The organism is Ekhidna sp., from assembly GCF_965228795.1.
In the GTDB taxonomy this organism is placed as follows: domain Bacteria; phylum Bacteroidota; class Bacteroidia; order Cytophagales; family Cyclobacteriaceae; genus Ekhidna.
The window spans coordinates 3,153,909-3,171,460 of sequence record NZ_OZ245839.1; the positions used below are offsets into that span (position 1 = coordinate 3,153,909).

The window sequence follows — 17,552 nt, forward strand, 5'->3', positions numbered from 1 at the left end:
AAGGGAATAACGGGACAGAGTTAACACAAGGCGTCATTCGCAAGGGAATGACGAGAAACACTATATTTAGCAAATGGCTAAAGGCGGTTATGTCTATATCATGTCCAACAAAACCCGTAAGGTTGTTTATGTCGGATCAACTAATAACCTATACAATAGAGCCTACCAACATAAAAACGGTTTCGGATCAGAATTCACTAAAAAATATAAATGTACAGACTTAGTTTATTACCATTTCTATGAAAGGATTGAGACAGCTATCGAAAGAGAACGGAAGGTCAAAAAATGGAATCGAGCTTGGAAAGACAAACTCATCAAGGACTTTAACCCTGAGCTAAGAGATCTATTTGATCAGGTCTCAGAGATGCAATGAAATGCAATTCGTCATTCCCTTGGGAGGGTATGCGAAGCAATATCCGAGTCATGGGAATCTAAATTTGTCCCAATTGAAATATGAGATTGCCAAATCTTGCTCGTATCTCGTTCGCAAAGGAATAAATCGGAAAATCAGTAATTTCGACTCCATGAAATGGAAATACCTGCCTCTATTAACACTATTTACCTTCTGTACAACTACTGAATCTTCAGACACTGAAACGGAACATCTTCTGGAATTGGTTTCTCTTCCCGTATCTGAAAACTCCAACCTCCCCCACCTCATCAAAGGAGCGGATAATAACTTTTACATGAGTTGGATTGAAAAACGAGACTCTAACTGGGTAGATTTCAAATATGCTTACATGGTTGATGGCAAATGGAGTAACCCTGAACGGATTGCATCCGGCAATGACTGGTTTGTCAACTGGGCTGACTACCCCATGCTTGCAGTAGATAAGGATGGTAACAAAATTGCTCACTATTTGGCAAAAAGTTCTGCGGGAACCTATTCCTATGATGTCAACATCGTTTTAAAACCAGACACAGCCATAGAATGGTCTTCGCCGGTCATTCCTCACAGAGATGGTACACCAACAGAACATGGGTTTGTGACGATGCTTCCTAATAACGATGGCTCTTTCCTCCTATCCTGGCTGGATGGTAGAAATACGGGAAGTGAAGGTCATGGGGATCACGAAAGTGGTGGAGCCATGACTATTCGTTCCGCAATTATTGACATGAATGGCAAATTATCTGAGGAGTATGAATTGGATGGACGAGTATGTGACTGCTGCCAAACCGGGGGTGCCTTGACACATGATGGAGCCATCATCGTCTATCGCGATCGTTCAGTAGATGAAGTGAGAGACATGGCCTTTGTGACCAAAACAGATAGCGGATGGAGCCAACCTCAGTTGGTTGCTCAAGACAACTGGAACATAGCCGGCTGCCCTGTCAATGGCCCAAGGATCGCTAGTTATAATAAGACCGTAGCATCTGCATGGTTTACTTCCGCACTAGGTAGACCTATGGTGAAAATAGCTTTTAAGACCAGAGAAAAATTCAGTGAGCCCATTGTCGTCGACAACACCTCTCCTATTGGTAGAGTAGATATTGCTATGCTCAGTAACGAGGAGGCTATTGTCAGTTGGTTGGATGGTGGTGACGCTTCAACTATTAAATATCGAAAAGTAAATATCAATGGTTCCATGTCTCCGGTCACAATCGTGGCTGAAATGTCTGAATCACGAGGAAGCGGCTTTCCTCAAATGGAAGCAATTAATGGTGAGATTTATTTTGCCTGGACAGATGTGAATGAACAATCGTCCGTTATCAAATTGGCTAAAGTTCACTTGTGATAGCGAAGGTTCGCAAAGGTTTTTAATGAAACCTTTGCGAATCAACTTTATTCATACCTCAGTGCATCCACCGGATTGGAGTAGGTGATACGTGTCACTGCAGAAATCACACTTAGCAATGCAACTTCCAATAATACCACGAGTGACCATACAAATGGCATAACACCAAAAGGTGCTCTGTATGAAAATTCCGTAATCCAGCTTTGCATCATGAAATAAGAAAGTGGAAGACCGATTAATGCTGCAATCGCCACCAACTTGGCAAATTGCCCGAGAATCATTTGCATAATCTGACTGGAAGTAGCTCCCAGGATTTTCCGCATACCAACTTCCTTTATACGCTGATTCAAAATAGCGATGGCCATTCCCAGCAGGCCCAGGCTAGCTAAAATCAGCGCTACAATTGAGAATACTGAGAAGATGGAAAGTGTCCGCTCCTCCTGCTCGTATAATGAAGCTAACTCCTGATCAAGAAAGTGATACTCAAAAGGTAGCTCGCTACCTAACTGCTCATATATAGGCTCAATTTTATTGATAATCTGACCAAACCGATTGCCTTCCATTTTGATAAGCATCTCCCCTGCACCCAGTGGCTGCAGAGTCATCACTAAAGGCTGAATATCCTCATGCAGTGAACGATAATGAAAGTCTTTTACCACGCCCACGATCGTTCCTTCAAATTCCTCATCATTACCAACCCAAATCAATTTTTTTCCAACCGGATTTTCCAGATTTAAAAACTGTGCGGTCACTTCATTGATCATGAAACCAGATACAGAATCTGATGGATAAGATCGATCAAATGCCCTTCCTGCAACCACTTCCAAATTCAATACTTTTTCAAAATCATAGTCGACCATCACCTCAGAAGCATCTACACGATTATCCACATCTTCCGGCGAATAATAGGCATGCTGATTGAACTGCCCACCCGGGGCATTCGAAACTAAGGTGGTCTGCTTTACTCCACTGATCAACTCAATCTGCTCCTGAACGCTACGCACCGCTTGCAGATCTATTCCTCCGATCTCAATGCTTGCAGGAACGCTTAATGAAATGATGGCTTCCTTATCAAAACCCAGATCTTTTTCTTTCATAAAGTCAATCTGACGATAAATGATGAGACTGCCGCTAATCAGAATCGCAGAAATAGTAAACTGGAATATCACCAGCACACTTCTAAGCCTTACACCTCGGCTACTGGTGGTCAGTTTACCTTTTAGTACCTCTGTGGGTCGAAAAGATGAGATTGTCATGGCTGGATAAAAGCCCGCAAGCAAACCAATTACGAGGCAAAAAAGCAGGGCTTTGAATGCGAAATCAAATTCAAACAGCTTTGATACCTCAAAGTTCTTTCCAGACAGGTAATTAAAGCTATCCATCAGCAAAAAAGAGAGACCATAGGATAGTATCAAGGCAACTACGCAAAATAAAAATGACTCCAGATAAAACTGGATAGTTAAATTACTTGATACAGCTCCCAGTGTTTTACGAACACCCACCTCTTTGGCTCGCTCAATGGACTTGGCAGTGGTGAGATTGATGTAATTGATGGTAACAATAAGAATAAGAAATGCCAGTGTGCCTGTCAATATGTATATATACAGGATATTGCCATTGTTTTCCAGTTCCCAGCGAAGATGCGAGTGTAGGTGAATGGACTGGATTGGCTGCAGGATAAAACCTGTGCCCGTCGCTTCGAAGGCTTCCCTCCTATCATCCCACCAGTCCAGGTAGGTCGGTATCCAATCCGGAATTTTTGACTCTAGCTTTTTAGCGTCGGTCCCAGACTTGAGCTTCAGGTAGTTAAAATGACCAAAATCCGCCCACGTCATCCAGCTGTCGTTGGGATTGATTTGTTTTAGTGTGATATACGGAATAATCGCATTGAAATGAAAATGCGCATTATCAGGCATTGGCTCCACCACGGCAGTCACAGCAATTGGCATATCATTTAGCCGGAGTTCACGCCCCACCGCGCAAGAATCTCCAAAATATTTTTTTGCCATGGTTTGGGTAATGACCAAGGAAAATGGCTTGCTTAAAGCCTCTTTATCTCCTTCCAGGATATTCAATTGAAATACATCGAAGAACGTAGAATCGGTAAAAAAGAAATCCGGCTCCTCAAACATGATGTTGGTTTTTGGGTTCTTCACCCGAACCAGTTCTTTGCTTAGTCCCGGTCCATACCAGGGTGATATGCTCACGGCCTCCTCCACCTCCGGAAAGTCCTTGACCATGGCTTGTGCCATTGGGTGAGGAGTTCGTGTTTGGGGGTTGTCGCTATTCCAGGCAATCCGATAAATCCGATCTGAATCCGGAATCGATTGATCATATGAAAGTTCTTCTTCGAGAAAGAGATAGATTAAAATGCTACAGGTAAACCCGACAGTTAAACCCAGTACATTGAGAGATGAAAACAGTCCATTGCGTTTTACATTCCGACTGAAAATTTTTAAGAAATGCTGAATCATGCCGCTTTTTATTTTGAGGTTAAAAACATGATTCAAATCAATACCTCTTCCCCCATTCAATGGTGCTTTCCGTTCGGATAGACGTTCTTCCCCATAAGTCCGAACGTCCTTAGCCTCCCGGTACTCCGATGGAGTAAGGCCAGTCCTGCGCTTGAAAGCCATGTTAAAAGCAGATTTGGAATTGTATCCCACCATGGTGGCAATATTTTCAATTTTCACCTGCTCATGCTGCTCATCCCGAAGCAACTTGCAAGCTTCTCTTACCCTGAACCTGGCAATGAGATCCTGAAAGCTGATCTTGAGTGATTCATTTAATACCTGTGAAAGGTGATGAGTAGTCACGCCAAGCTCCTTCGCAAGGTTCGTCAATGAGGCGTCATCTCTCAAGTAAAACTCTGCCTCCATCACACCTTCAATCTTATCCAGCACAGCTGCTTTGATCTGTGGAGTCAATGTGGATTTTTGGTATTTGTTCCCTATAGGAATTGGAGTTAAAAACTCAGATTCCTTAAACGCCTGATACACCACAATAACAAGAATCAGCAAGACGTAACCGGAAAGCATGTAAAGGCCCATCAGGCCTAATAGCAGAATGAGTAACCCTGTGATGTTTATAAAAATGAAATTCCTAAACCATGCGAGCCTGCTACCGGGATTTACAAACCATTGAATACCTCTTTGCGCAGCTTCTTGATTGAGTAACCTAAAAATCAAAATAACATAAACTAATACCACCAATGTGGCTACCCATCGATCAATCAGGAAAGGAGCGAATAACAAAGCAATGGATATGGCGACAGGAATTAAATGAAGGAGGCTTAGTCTGTTTTTTTGAGAGAAGAAAGCCCTTGCATAAAGAAACAGAAAAAGAGCTATCAGAATAGCTATCTGCCACTCATTAACAAGAAAGTCAGACGCATAGACCGGTAAGATAAGAAATGAATACCCAAGCAATAGTTTACCAAGATGCCTTGCAGCCGGAAATTTCATCAGTAACAGCACACCCCCGAAGATGCTGCCCATTAAGGCTACTACCAATGGTAAAATCGATCCCCAATGTATTTGCTGCAATTCCTCCACCTATCAAAAATGCGAAAATTACCTTACAATTTGTTCTAAAACAGGAATTGCCTAAATCTTCGGAAAGACACGACTTCTATGGAACAGTCAACTGTTATAAGCGAAGAGACTTGAAAAATATTTCACTTCAATGTTTTATTTTTAGATCCAAACTATAGCGATTGACTCATTTGGTAATTCAAAGCCTTTTGCCACCGACACAGCCAACTACCTAACCAATGTCCTCACAAAAAGAAGAGACCATATTCCCCATCCCTCCGGACAAGATGCTGCAACTAGTTCTTAAAAGCATCCCGACTGCCATTTTCTGGAAAAACAGAGAAAGTGTATACCTGGGCTGTAATGAGGAGTTTGCTAAAGATGCAGGCGTAGAAACTACACGTGATATTATTGGAAAAACTGATTATGACCTTGCGTGGAAAAAAGAAGAAGCTGATTTTTTTGTGAAGACCGATCAAAAAGTAATGAGCAGTGGGAAGCCTGAGATCGGTATCATCGAACCACAAAAGCAAGCGGACGGAAAAGAGTCATGGCTAGAAACCAATAAAGTTCCACTTCTTGATGCAAAAGGCGAGGTAATTGGAATTCTTGGTACGTACAATGACATTACTGCCCGAGTGGAAGCCATGAACGCATTGAAAAGGCATTCAACCGAGCTTGAATTTAAAAACAACGAACTGGAGCAGTTTGCATTCATTGCGGCCCACGATTTACAAGAACCACTTAAATCAACAGCCAGTTTGATTGAATATTATCAAGAAGCTTTTTTTGATGACAGTAATGATGAAAAGATTGAAATATTTAATCATATCAAATCAGCATCATCACGCATGCAGGAAATGGTAACGGGCTTGCTTGAATATGCAAGAATAGGAAGAGGTATGACCAAAGAACCGGTAGATTCGAATGTGGTTCTGGATGAAGTTCTGAAAGACCTCAAAACCGAAATCGACAATCGTAATGCGGTCATTAAAGTTCATAAACTGACGCATGTTATTGCCGGCAAATTTGAGTTAAAAGCGATTTTTCAGAACCTGATTGGAAACGCTTTAAAATTTTCCCGAAAAGAAGTAAACCCAATCATCGAGGTAAGCTGTAAGAAAGTGGATCAATTTTGTGAGTTTACAGTAATGGATAATGGAATTGGAATTGATCCGGCATTTTCAGATAAAATTTTTGTGATTTACCAACGTCTAAATAAGCGCTCAGAATATGATGGATCAGGAATAGGACTTGCTCACTGTAAAAAATTAGTTGAACTTTTAGGTGGTTCTATTTGGTTGGAACCGGCTGATAAAAACGGAACAATATTTAGGTTTACAATACCTTTAGTGATAAGTGATGATTAAATCCGTCCTACTTGTAGATGATGATCCCGCAAACAATTTTGTTCATAAATTAATGATCACAAGGTTAGGGCTTGCAGATGAAATAGTCGCTATGGAGAGTGTCAAAGAAGCACTGGACTACCTGGAAACGGAACACCCCGATGTAATACTACTAGATATCAACATGCCTGCTCTTTCAGGATGGGACTTCATGGATCGATTTTCTTCAATGAATATTGCCAGTGAAACGAAAGTGTATATGGTAAGTAGCTCCGTCAATCCTGAGGATCGCGAAAGGGCGGTTAAAAATGATCTTATCGCTGACTTTATTGAAAAACCACTGAAAGCAGAACACCTAAGGCAAATGCTTGCATAGTTGAAAATATTTTTTGGTTTCGCTGAAATAAAACCATGATTACCGCGAAGGAATTAATTTTCTTAAATCAAAGAAATATCATGAGTCAAAAATTGTTCTCAAAACCTGATGTACTAATAAAATGATTCGAATTACTTTTTTATTACTTCTAATCGTATTTTCCTCTTGCGATCAGGACAACAGGAATGAAGTATTAGTACTGGGAACAATTCATGGCAAACACCTAACTGAACCCACTTACTCTACTGAAGTGCTTCGTGGTTTTATAAGAAAAATAGATCCGGACATCATTTTAGCTGAGATTCCTCCGGATCGTTTTCAAAAAGCAATGCAGAGCTATGAAGAAACCGGTGTTGTAAATGAATACCGAGTCGCTCAATTTCCGGAATATGTGGATGTCATCATCCCGTTAACCAAAGAAATGAACTTTGAATTGATACCAACTTCAGCGTGGACAGAAGAAATCGCAAATGATCGACTTTCCAAAATGCGTACTATTCGAGATGACCCAAACAGGGCTGATGAATGGCAGAAATATGGAATGGCAAGATATAGTGCAGATTCAATTAAGGAAACGTCAGGTCGCCAATATGACCCTTATTGGATAAACTCTTCGGCATATGACAATGCCGGTGAAATAGCTCTAAATGTCTATAACGAACTTTTTAATGATGAACTGGGATTAGGTGGCTGGGATAACATTAACCAAGCTCATTACACCAACATCGAAAAAGCTTTAGATAAATACAGCAACCAGGATAAACGAATTCTTATTACCTATGGAGCCGGCCACAAAGGGTGGTTCTTGAGAGCGCTTAAAAAAAGAAATGATATAAAGATCATTAGTCTTCAAGAGGCCTTGAAGAAGGACTAACTAGCAGCTAACAATGCATCAGAAAATTTATTGATTAGGCGCTGCACTTCACTGGCCTCTTCTGTTCGACCTAGTGCCTCCAGTGCATCCAGCTTACCCTTTAATGCTTTCATACGATTGGTTCTTCGATCTAACGATGTATTGAATTGCTCAAGTGCTTCATCATAGCGACCTTTCTCTAAAAGCCAGTCACCGTACATCTCAAAAGAAGGATATGCAATGAATGGCGGACCAGGATCGTAACGGGAGTCCAGCTCCAACGCTGTAGCTTCTGATAACTCACGCTCCACCTTAGCATCATTGTTTTCCAACATGGCGATCAGTGCCTTCATCTGACTAATGACAACCTGAGATTTTTGAATGCTGGATTGGTTTGGTGCGTACCGAGTGGGTCCCGCACTGCACATTGCTATACCATCCTCACCAACCAACAACTTAGCCGCTTCAAGGTGGGTCAGCAATGTGTCAATTTCTTTTTGAATGATGCTGGCATCTTGATAATCAAATGCGATCAAACTTCTCACGAAATGCATCCCTGATTTAGATTCTAACCCCAAACCTGAATCATCTACATGTTGAAACTCCGCATCTTTTGGCCAGTAGCCCGCTTCAATCCGTTGTTGATTTTGCATATTAATCATGTAGCTGTCAGACCCTTCTCCCTCTTTGAAGTATCCAATCTTCTCCTTCAATAGTTCTGCAGCTTCATCATATTTACCCTGTTGTAATAAGCCATAGTGCAACCAAGCCATTGAGTGATATCCCCTGCTTGATCCATCAAGCCCTTTTCGTTCCATGCGTTTGATACTTGCCGCATATGATGCCGTGTTTGAATTGACCACCTCATTCCACATCCCCAAAGCCACATAAATATGGGAAGGCATGTGAAGCGCATGGGTTGCATCAGGAGCAATATCCGCATACATGTCTGCTGCATCGATGGCCACTTTAGCGAAATCCGGATTGTCGTTTGCATGAATCATGTAGTGCAAAGCGCCGGGATGAGTAGGGTTTTCTTCAATGATGCCTGAAGCGATCCTGGAAGACAACTTAAGATTTTCTTCATCTTTATAATCAGCCCACATCAATCCCAGCGAATAAAAAGCTGCTACTTCTAAATTCGATGAGTATGCCTCATATAGCTTCTTCATATGAGTGACATAGGCTTGATTTCGTTCTATTAATTCACCTTGCCCATACAAAATATTCACACCCTCATAAAACCCCCTCTCAAGGTCGCTAATTTGGGTCTCATCCTTCTTGATTGAATCCCATTCGGCTAATACAGCCCTTCCTGCTTCTACATCCTGCAATCCCCACAAGGCCTTATAATGAGTCATAGCAAGACCCCAATACACCATAATTTCCTGATCATCTGCCGTTTGAGCTTTTCGGAAAGCTTCATTAGCATCCTCATATTCGAAACTATGCAATAGCAATAAGCCTTCTTCAAAATGAGGTCTGGCAGCATCAGAAATAGTGAACCCATGCTCTATTGTTCCCAAATGAGCTGATGATTTGGCATTATCATTTTGCGAAGTACAGGCAGCAGCTAGAATTAAAAATAGTAAGCTGTATAGTGGATGTGAAACCGTATTTTTCATGCTATGAAGTTAGTGAAATCAGGGGAATCAATTGGCTAAAACCACAAGAGTACCTTATTAGTTAATTGTTCATGGCTTATAATAAACTCGCTCTTATCCTTGGTAATTGTCTCTTTCCAAATCACAATCGACTCAATCCTGATAAGCATACGCTCTTCTTTATGGCTGAAGATGCTGGATTGTGCACCCATTTTAATTACCACAAACATAAGTTGGTGCTATTTCTCTCGGCAATGCGATCGCATGCGGAGGAAATTGAAAAAGATCATCCGCTTGACTATCACAAGTTGACCGATCAAAATCGGGATAATAGCTATGAAGACAAGCTGAAGGAAACGATTGATTCGTATGCAGATATACAGGAGATCGTCACATACGACATTGAGGATCATTTCTTTGAAAACCGCATCCGCGAATTCTGTAAAAGGGAAAAAATCAAGCTCACCATCGTTGATTCAGCGGGATTCATTACCACGAAGGAGAAATTCAGAAAATTCAATCAGGATTATAAGCCTTTCATGCAGACATTCTACAAGCAGCAGCGGCGTGATCTTCATATACTCATCGACCAGAACGGTGATCCAACCAACGGCAGCTGGTCGTTTGATGAGGAGAATCGAAAGAAGCTACCGAAAGGCATATCCATCCCAGATCAGCCAACCTCTCATCCTACTGATCATTCAGAAGAAGTTAAAAAGCTTGTCGATGAGCTATTTTCTGATCATCCGGGAACAACAGGAAACTTTCGATGGGCCACCACACGCAGGCAAGTGCTTTATTTGCTGGATGATTTCCTGAAAGAACGATTTGAAAAGTTTGGACCCTATGAGGATGCCATTAGCAGCAAGCAGACATTCATTTTTCACTCCGTTCTCTCCCCTTATATCAACATGGGACTGATCACCCCAGATGAAGTAGTAGACAAAGCTTTGGAGTTTTATCAGGAGCATGACACCCACTTCCCCAGTGTGGAAGGTTTTGTACGGCAGATCATTGGCTGGCGAGAATTTATGCGCGGTATTTATCATGAATATGATGAGAAACTTAATGTTAATTACTTCAATCATAATCGCAAGATGAAATCATGCTGGTATAAAGGAACTACTGGTATCCCTCCGTTAGATGATGCCATTAAAAAGGCTAATAAATACGGCTATACGCATCACATCGAGCGACTGATGGTGCTGGGAAACATTATGCTGTTATGCGAACTGGATCCTAAAGAAGTGTACAAATGGTTCATGGAAATGTATGTGGACTCAGCAGACTGGGTGATGGCTCCAAATGTCTATGGCATGAGCCAGTTTGCCGATGGCGGCATCTTCGCAACCAAACCCTACATCGGTGGTGCTAATTACATCAAAAAGATGAGCGACTATGGAAAGGGAGATTGGGAGGATGTCGTGAACGGGCTTTATTGGCGTTTTATTGAGGAAAACCTGGAGACGTTTGCTAATAACCAACGTATGTCCATGATGGTAGCTACGCTGAAAAAAATGAATCCTGAAAAGAAGGATAGGATTTTCAAAGCAGCAAATCGATTTATTGAAAGGGTGACGGAGTAGTACTTAAACCTTGCCTTTCCTTCTTAAAATCAGTAACTTCAATTGATCAAACCATATCATTATGAAAAAGCTGCTCACCCTCACATTCGTCTTTTGTCTTTTTTCAACATCCGCGCAATACGCCATCAAAAACGTAGAAGGCTACACCCCTCAAATGGGCGCTTTGATTAGTATGCTGGATGATTTGAAAGCAAGAGTGACTAGCCAGGTTAAAGACCTGGATCAGAACGGAACAGATTTTTTGCTTGATGATCAGGCAAACAGATTAGGTGCTATCATTTTGCACCTGGCAGCCACTGAAAAGTACTATCAGGAAGCCACTTTTTATGACAAAAGGCTAGATGAAGAGAAAGATGAAGAATGGTTGACAGCCCTTCGATTGGGTGATAAAGCTCGAGAAGAGCTAACCGATAAACCCATCTCCTATTACCTGGATAAATGGGATGAAGTAAGAACTAAAACGAAGGAAGTATTGAAAACCAAAGATGATGAGTGGTTGCTCGAACCTCGCGAAGCGTGGCAAGAAGGCATTGATTACAACTACTACTGGGCATGGTATCATGTGATGGAACATCAGGCTAATCATATGGGGCAGATTGCACTTGTGAAGAAGCGGATGGAACTGAAAAGCAATTAAATACAGCTTTCAATATGAGCATGACCAAAATCACAGGCTATTTAGGGATAGCTGCCATTTCTCTCTTTTTTATTTCACTAATTGTGTTTGGATTGCTCAATCAAAATTTTCAATTCATGAGTGATTTCATAAGTAAGCTTGGAGCTAAAGGAGAACCTTATGCTTTATGGTGGAACCTTACCGGATTCCTCTTGGTAGGGATAACCCTGACCATATTCGGTTTCGCATATGGCATGATTATCAAAGACAAACTTGTGGGAATCCTGTTGAGCTTATTTGGGTTGGGTTTTGCATTTACAGCCATCCCCATGGATATGATCAACGATCGATCACCGGTATCCAAAGCACATATTGTGGCTATTTGTCTGGGTCTTGCCTGTTGGCTATTTGGCTTAGCAAGAATGGGATACAATCCGGCATTGGCTTCTAAAGTAAGGCGCAGAGCGAATGTTGCTGCTATTTTATTGGTTTCTGCCATGGCAGGTTTTGCGTTGCAACTCTGGCCTATGCCCCTCACTCATCGTTTAGTATTTATTGTGGTTTTTGGCTGGACGTTACTTGCCTCTGTTGAACTGGTAATGAAAAAACATTTAGAGGTTTGAATTTGCGAAAAATGAATCCCAAAGTAGATGCATATTTTGCAGAAGGCTGTGGACGATGTGAGTTGTATCAAACCCCTCAGTGCAAAGTGCATGGTTATGTTGGGCCAATGCAGCACCTGAGAAGTATGCTTCTTGAAACAGAACTCAAAGAAGACTATAAATGGAAGCAACCTACTTACACATTGAATGATAAAAACGTACTCATCCTTACTGCTTTCAAAGATTATTCCTGCCTTTCATTTTTTAAGGGCTCACTCATGACAGACCCAGACGGTATACTGGTAGCACCCGGACAAAACTCACAGGCTGCACGGCAACTTCGATTTACGAACAGCGAAGAGGTGATTACTCAGAAGGATTCAATTCAGGAATACATTCAGGAAGCTATCAGATTAGAAAAGAAAGGTGCCAAGGTTGATTTCACCCAAAAAAATGAGCTCAACTTTCCTGACGAGTTGATCAATAAGATGGAAAACAATCAAGCTTTCAAAAAAGCATTTGAGTCATTAACACCCGGTAGACAAAGGGGATGGAATTTACACTTCACTTCTGCCAAACAATCTGAAACAAGAACCTCCAGAATAGAAAAGGCAATGCCTAAAATCTTTGAAGGCAAAGGTTGGAATGAACGGTGATGTTATTAGTTTTCCTCCTCGATGGAAAACCTTGCAATCAGAAAATTATTTCTTATCGATTCAGTAGGAGCCCTCCTTTCGTCGGTTTTACTTGGCCTTGTACTCGTTCACTATCATAGCCTAATTGGTATGCCAGTGCCTATCCTTCGTGTACTCGCAGGTGTAGCGGTACTTTTTATGATCTACTCCTTTTCATGCTATTATATCAATCCAGTTAATGCAAAAGCCAGATTAAGAACAATCGCCATCGCTAACCTGCTGTATTGTGTAACCACACTTATACTGATGGGAATATATTTTGACATGTTGACGCTTCTGGGATTAACCTATTTCATCCTGGAAATCCTTGTTATCACATTCCTTGCTCGTTTTGAATTCAAATCAACTTTGAGCTAAAAACCTTCCCAATATTTCATTTTCATCTTACTGGCACTAGCGATTAATAATGAATATTTGTACCTATTCGATATTGACCAAATTTTAATTTATATCGATAGTTTTTTGCCATATTTTTTATTAAATTATTAGCTATAACCTAATAGCTATTATGATGAAGTCTTCACTATATCTTTTCGTTCTAGTCATATTACTTGCTAATTGCCAACAAAAATCTCCCGAAACTCAGCAAACAGGGATGCAGGAAAAATTGCGCGATAAGCTAACTGGTGCATGGAGAATGACCGACTACATGACCGTATCAAATGAAGGAGACACAACCACAGATGAGCGAGTCCAGTATAAAATGTACGTAGATGGAAGTGTGATGTGGGGGTTTGAATCTCCTGAAGAATACACCGAGTGGTTTGGATATGGAACTTATAACATTGAGGGAGACACACTATATGAAACCATGTTATCAGGCTCCTGGGCATTCAGACAAACCATAAGCAAAAACGGTAATTTTTTCCGGATTGGCATTGATGTGACCGACAGTACATATACCCAGGTGATTAAAGGACCTGAAGAAACGACATACGAGACGTACGTACGAATAGAGAACTAGATTTAGACACATTTCCAACACCCTTGTTCTAAACCTTCGACGTATTCCTTGGTTATTTAATCATGGGAAAACAATACATAGTTGTCGGAGGAAGCTCCGGCATTGGATACGAACTAACAAAACAATTATCAGAAGAGGGTCACAATGTAACAGTGCTCTCACGAAGTAAAGGAGAGCTGGATTCACTCTCTAATGTCTCACATATAGCATATGATGTGACATCAGATGAAGATCCGGCTATTGATCTGGACACCATCGATGGATTTGCATATTGTCCGGGCACCATCAATCTAAAACCCTTCCATGGTTTGAAACCAAAGGATTTTCAAGAAGACTTTGATGTGAATGTAAAAGGTGCAGTAAAAACCCTACAGGCAGTTGTAAAGACGATGAAAAAGAGCGAGGGGTCTTCCATTGTATTCTTTAGTACAGTTGCTGTGTCTCAAGGAATGCCTTTTCATGCCTCCGTAGCTGCAAGTAAAGGTGCACTAGAAGGGATCACCCGATCATTGGCTGCTGAGCTTTCTCCAAAAGTACGTGTCAATTGCATCGCACCGTCAGTAACTGATACCCCGCTAGCCAGTCGGATACTTTCTTCAGATGAGAAAAAGAAGACTTCTGGTGAGCGTCACGCATTAAATCGTGTAGGTACCGCGGAAGAGGTGGCAAGAATGGCTAAATTTCTACTATCAGACGATTCCGGCTGGATGACAGGACAAGTCATTGGCTTAGACGGAGGTATGTCTGCAGTAAGACCACTATAATAGCTTAAGATGAAAATACTATTGACCGGATCCACCGGATACATCGGAAGAAGGCTTCTTCCCTACTTGGTAGATGCCGGTCATTCTGTAGTTTGTCCGGTTCGGGATGCTCGTCGCTTTGACTTTGAAGATTTCAACGATGATTTTCTCAAGCATGTGGAAGTCATTGAGTGCGATTTTCTGAATAAAGACAGCCTTCAGAAGCTCCCAAAAGACATTGATGCAGCCTATTATCTGATCCACTCATTAAACTCGAACAGCAAAAAGTTCAGCAAAATGGAATCAGATTCGGCTTCAAACTTTGTTGCGTATATCGATTCTACCAATGCAAATCAAATCATTTATTTAGGCGGAATTGTCAATGATGATGAATTGTCTGAGCATCTGAAATCCAGACATCACGTAGAGGATATATTGGCGGAATCAAAAGTACCATTAACTGTGCTGAGAGCTGGTATCATTATTGGGTCCGGAGGTGCTTCCTTTGAGATCATCCGTGATTTGGTAGAGAAATTACCGGTAATGATCGCTCCAAAATGGCTTCAAAGTAAATGCCAGCCTATTGGCATTGCAAACGTGATGGACTACTTAACGGGTGTGCTAGCCAATAAACAATCATACGGCAAGACATTTGATATTGGTGGAAAAGACATTCTCACTTATAAGCAAATGCTTCTCCAGTTTGCTGAGGTGAGGGGTCTGAAACGGTGGATTATTACCGTCCCTGTCTTAACGATCAGACTATCGTCTTTATGGTTATACCTCGTTACCTCTACCTCCTACCGGCTAGCTAGAAACCTGGTTGATTCGATGAAGAATGAAGTAATAGCGAAGGATGACTCCATTAAAGATGCTGTTGACATAGATCTTTACAGCTATAAAGAGTCACTAGAGCGCACATTTCAGAAGATAGACCAAAAGCAAATCATTTCTTCCTGGAAGGATTCCTTTGCCAGTCCATCCTTCAATGAAACGTTTCTTACACAGATAGAAGCCCCTAAATATGGTTGCTTCAAAGATGTGCGGAGGTACACCTTTGAGCGAAATGCTGATGAAGTAGTAGAGAATATCTGGCAGATTGGAGGAGAACGTGGCTGGTACTACGGAAACTGGCTCTGGGAGATCAGAGGATTCATGGATAAGCTAGTCGGTGGAGTTGGCTTGAGGAGAGGAAGAAGAAGCCCGGATGATCTCAAAGGCGGGGATGCATTGGATTTTTGGCGCGTGCTGGAAGCCAATAAGACGAATAAACGTTTGCTTCTCTTCGCTGAAATGAAACTACCGGGAGATGCCTGGCTGGAATTCAAAATAAAGCCGGATGACGATAAAAACTGTCTGATACAAACGGCGACCTTTAGACCACTGGGTCTTTGGGGCCGGCTTTACTGGTATCTGGTGTTCCCATTCCATGGTTTTATCTTTAAGAACATGGCTAAGAATCTGATCAGCTTTAAAGAAACAAATTCTCCTCCCGGGAGGAGTTAGAGGTGGGTAACGGAACATGAATGAATAGCTTAACCCACCCCCAACCCCTCCAAGGAGGGGAATAATACTAAATGAAATTTTATGCCTAAACCACAAGTCACCATATTCTGGTTTCGAAGAGACTTCCGACTGGAAGACAATCGAAGTTTATACCATGCGCATCAGGAGGAATACCCGGTTCAATCTATCTTCATTTTTGATACCAATATTCTGGATGAGCTTCCTAAAAAAGATGCAAGAGTAGAATTCATCCATCAGGAAATTTTACGACTGCAAGGAGAAATCAGACAGCAGGGAGGAACCATGGATGTACGCATCGGAAAACCTATTGAAATTTGGAAAGAGCTGTTAGAAGATTACGACATCAAAGCTGTTTGGGCAAACAAGGATTATGAGCCTTATGCCCGTGAACGGGACAAGGAAGTTTATGAGCTATTGAAAGAAAATGGTGTGGAGTTTCGTGCTAAAAAAGATCATGTAATTTTCGAAAAGGATGAAATTGTTAAAGATAATGGCGACCCGTATGTGGTCTATACTCCTTACAGCAAACTTTGGAAAAAAACATTGAAAGGTGGTCACCTTAGCGCTTACAAATCAGAAGAAGAAAAGAACTGGCATCCGACAGAAGCAAGAGAAATCCCAAGCTTAAAAGAGGTTGGTTTTGAACCTGCAGGCATTGAATTTCCGGATCGGAAACTGAACGAAAGCATCGTCTCAAAATACGATGAAACCAGGGACATTCCAGCTATCAGAGGTACCAGTAGAATGAGTCTTCATTTACGATTTGGGACGGTGAGTATTCGAGCACTTACCAGGCAAGCAAAAGCACTCAATGAGAAGTATCTCAATGAACTGATTTGGAGGGATTTTTACCAGGCAATTTTGTGGCATTTTCCTCAGGTGGTAGACACCAATTTCAACCGTAAATATGATGAGGTAAAGTGGCGTAATAATGAAGAGGAATTCGAGAAATGGAAGAAGGGAAAAACCGGTTATCCGATCGTAGATGCAGGCATGCGAGAACTCAATAAAACAGGCTTCATGCATAACAGAGTGCGCATGATTGTCGCAAGCTTTTTGACCAAACATTTACTCATTGACTGGCGCTGGGGAGAAGCCTACTTTGCGGAAAAACTACTGGACTATGAACTGGCCAGTAATAACGGAGGATGGCAGTGGGCGGCAGGAACTGGAGTAGACGCCCAACCATATTTTCGGATCTTTAATCCGTATTCCCAAACAGATAAATTTGATAAAGACCAAAAGTACATCAACAAGTGGGTGCCCGAGATTGGTACAAAATATTACCCTGATCCGATCGTAGATCATAAGGAGGCAAGAGAAAGATGCCTCGAAGCTTATAAGCGTGCTTTGAACTAAAATACTAAA

16 protein-coding genes are annotated in these 17,552 nt (G+C 41.6%); 14 read left to right on the forward strand and 2 right to left on the reverse strand.

Annotation, left to right across the window (positions count from 1 at the left end; all coding sequences use genetic code 11):
• Positions 1-73 precede the first annotated feature (73 nt).
• Both ACQK2H_RS14205 and ACQK2H_RS14210 read left to right on the forward strand, forming a co-directional pair.
• Positions 74-373, forward strand: a complete 300-nt coding sequence (locus tag ACQK2H_RS14205; protein ID WP_425392033.1) for a GIY-YIG nuclease family protein — start codon at positions 74-76, stop codon at positions 371-373.
• Between the two features lie 151 nt (positions 374-524).
• Positions 525-1,736, forward strand: coding sequence for an exo-alpha-sialidase (locus tag ACQK2H_RS14210; RefSeq protein ID WP_425392034.1), 1,212 nt, complete (start codon positions 525-527; stop codon positions 1,734-1,736).
• A gap of 47 nt (positions 1,737-1,783) precedes the next feature.
• Here ACQK2H_RS14210 and ACQK2H_RS14215 read toward each other — a convergent pair whose 3' ends face one another.
• Positions 1,784-5,281: an ABC transporter permease gene (locus tag ACQK2H_RS14215; protein ID WP_425392035.1), complete on the reverse strand. Its 3,498-nt coding sequence runs from the start codon at positions 5,279-5,281 to the stop codon at positions 1,784-1,786.
• Between the two features lie 227 nt (positions 5,282-5,508).
• On the opposite strand from ACQK2H_RS14215, the gene ACQK2H_RS14220 reads away from it, so the two are divergent.
• From ACQK2H_RS14220 to ACQK2H_RS14230, 3 genes are all read left to right on the forward strand, one after another.
• The gene (locus tag ACQK2H_RS14220) at positions 5,509-6,639 is read left to right on the forward strand and encodes a PAS domain-containing sensor histidine kinase (RefSeq protein WP_425392036.1); all 1,131 of its coding nucleotides are present in this window, start codon (positions 5,509-5,511) and stop codon (positions 6,637-6,639) included.
• Complete coding sequence (locus ACQK2H_RS14225; protein WP_425392037.1) at positions 6,632-6,994, forward strand: response regulator; 363 nt, start codon at positions 6,632-6,634, stop codon at positions 6,992-6,994. Before ACQK2H_RS14220 ends, ACQK2H_RS14225 begins: the two co-directional genes overlap by 8 nt.
• Before the next feature lie 121 nt (positions 6,995-7,115).
• The gene (locus ACQK2H_RS14230; RefSeq protein WP_425392038.1) at positions 7,116-7,868 is read left to right on the forward strand and encodes a hypothetical protein; all 753 of its coding nucleotides are present in this window, start codon (positions 7,116-7,118) and stop codon (positions 7,866-7,868) included.
• Here ACQK2H_RS14230 and ACQK2H_RS14235 read toward each other — a convergent pair.
• Positions 7,865-9,472 carry a tetratricopeptide repeat protein gene (locus ACQK2H_RS14235; RefSeq protein ID WP_425392039.1) on the reverse strand — a complete coding sequence of 536 codons (1,608 nt, stop codon included), beginning with the start codon at positions 9,470-9,472 and terminating at the stop codon, positions 7,865-7,867. The two genes, ACQK2H_RS14230 and ACQK2H_RS14235, sit on opposite strands and share 4 nt — an antisense overlap.
• 71 nt (positions 9,473-9,543) lie before the next feature.
• On the opposite strand from ACQK2H_RS14235, the gene ACQK2H_RS14240 reads away from it, so the two are divergent.
• From ACQK2H_RS14240 to ACQK2H_RS14280, 9 genes are all read left to right on the forward strand, one after another.
• Positions 9,544-11,037, forward strand: a complete 1,494-nt coding sequence (locus ACQK2H_RS14240; protein ID WP_425392040.1) for a cryptochrome/photolyase family protein — start codon at positions 9,544-9,546, stop codon at positions 11,035-11,037.
• A 61-nt stretch (positions 11,038-11,098) separates the two neighbouring features.
• Entirely contained in the window at positions 11,099-11,674 is a 576-nt protein-coding gene (locus tag ACQK2H_RS14245) for a DUF664 domain-containing protein (protein ID WP_425392041.1), read from the forward strand.
• 14 nt (positions 11,675-11,688) lie between these two features.
• Positions 11,689-12,276, forward strand: coding sequence for a DUF998 domain-containing protein (locus tag ACQK2H_RS14250; RefSeq protein WP_425392042.1), 588 nt, complete (start codon positions 11,689-11,691; stop codon positions 12,274-12,276).
• A gap of 11 nt (positions 12,277-12,287) precedes the next feature.
• Entirely contained in the window at positions 12,288-12,911 is a 624-nt protein-coding gene (locus tag ACQK2H_RS14255) for a YdeI/OmpD-associated family protein (RefSeq protein ID WP_425392043.1), read from the forward strand.
• A 21-nt stretch (positions 12,912-12,932) separates the two neighbouring features.
• Positions 12,933-13,307: a hypothetical protein gene (locus tag ACQK2H_RS14260; protein ID WP_425392044.1), complete on the forward strand. Its 375-nt coding sequence runs from the start codon at positions 12,933-12,935 to the stop codon at positions 13,305-13,307.
• A 154-nt stretch (positions 13,308-13,461) separates the two neighbouring features.
• Entirely contained in the window at positions 13,462-13,914 is a 453-nt protein-coding gene (locus ACQK2H_RS14265; protein WP_425392045.1) for a hypothetical protein, read from the forward strand.
• Between the two features lie 62 nt (positions 13,915-13,976).
• Positions 13,977-14,678, forward strand: coding sequence for an SDR family NAD(P)-dependent oxidoreductase (locus ACQK2H_RS14270; protein ID WP_425392046.1), 702 nt, complete (start codon positions 13,977-13,979; stop codon positions 14,676-14,678).
• Positions 14,679-14,687: 9 nt separating this feature from the next.
• Positions 14,688-16,163: an SDR family oxidoreductase gene (locus tag ACQK2H_RS14275; RefSeq protein ID WP_425392047.1), complete on the forward strand. Its 1,476-nt coding sequence runs from the start codon at positions 14,688-14,690 to the stop codon at positions 16,161-16,163.
• Positions 16,164-16,244: 81 nt separating this feature from the next.
• The gene (locus ACQK2H_RS14280) at positions 16,245-17,543 is read left to right on the forward strand and encodes a cryptochrome/photolyase family protein (RefSeq protein WP_425392048.1); all 1,299 of its coding nucleotides are present in this window, start codon (positions 16,245-16,247) and stop codon (positions 17,541-17,543) included.
• The last annotated feature ends 9 nt before the right edge of the window (positions 17,544-17,552 follow it).

Coding starts and splice junctions, on each gene's coding strand:
- ACQK2H_RS14265 (WP_425392045.1), top strand. CDS start 13,462: ATGAAGTCTTCACTATATCTTTTCGTTCTAGTCATATTACTTGCTAAT.
- ACQK2H_RS14255 (WP_425392043.1), top strand. CDS start 12,288: ATGAATCCCAAAGTAGATGCATATTTTGCAGAAGGCTGTGGACGATGT.
- ACQK2H_RS14280 (WP_425392048.1), top strand. CDS start 16,245: ATGCCTAAACCACAAGTCACCATATTCTGGTTTCGAAGAGACTTCCGA.
- ACQK2H_RS14210 (WP_425392034.1), top strand. CDS start 525: ATGAAATGGAAATACCTGCCTCTATTAACACTATTTACCTTCTGTACA.
- ACQK2H_RS14205 (WP_425392033.1), top strand. CDS start 74: ATGGCTAAAGGCGGTTATGTCTATATCATGTCCAACAAAACCCGTAAG.
- ACQK2H_RS14250 (WP_425392042.1), top strand. CDS start 11,689: ATGAGCATGACCAAAATCACAGGCTATTTAGGGATAGCTGCCATTTCT.
- ACQK2H_RS14270 (WP_425392046.1), top strand. CDS start 13,977: ATGGGAAAACAATACATAGTTGTCGGAGGAAGCTCCGGCATTGGATAC.
- ACQK2H_RS14230 (WP_425392038.1), top strand. CDS start 7,116: ATGATTCGAATTACTTTTTTATTACTTCTAATCGTATTTTCCTCTTGC.
- ACQK2H_RS14225 (WP_425392037.1), top strand. CDS start 6,632: ATGATTAAATCCGTCCTACTTGTAGATGATGATCCCGCAAACAATTTT.
- ACQK2H_RS14240 (WP_425392040.1), top strand. CDS start 9,544: ATGGCTTATAATAAACTCGCTCTTATCCTTGGTAATTGTCTCTTTCCA.
- ACQK2H_RS14275 (WP_425392047.1), top strand. CDS start 14,688: ATGAAAATACTATTGACCGGATCCACCGGATACATCGGAAGAAGGCTT.
- ACQK2H_RS14220 (WP_425392036.1), top strand. CDS start 5,509: ATGTCCTCACAAAAAGAAGAGACCATATTCCCCATCCCTCCGGACAAG.
- ACQK2H_RS14235 (WP_425392039.1), bottom strand. CDS start 9,472: ATGAAAAATACGGTTTCACATCCACTATACAGCTTACTATTTTTAATT.
- ACQK2H_RS14245 (WP_425392041.1), top strand. CDS start 11,099: ATGAAAAAGCTGCTCACCCTCACATTCGTCTTTTGTCTTTTTTCAACA.
- ACQK2H_RS14260 (WP_425392044.1), top strand. CDS start 12,933: ATGGAAAACCTTGCAATCAGAAAATTATTTCTTATCGATTCAGTAGGA.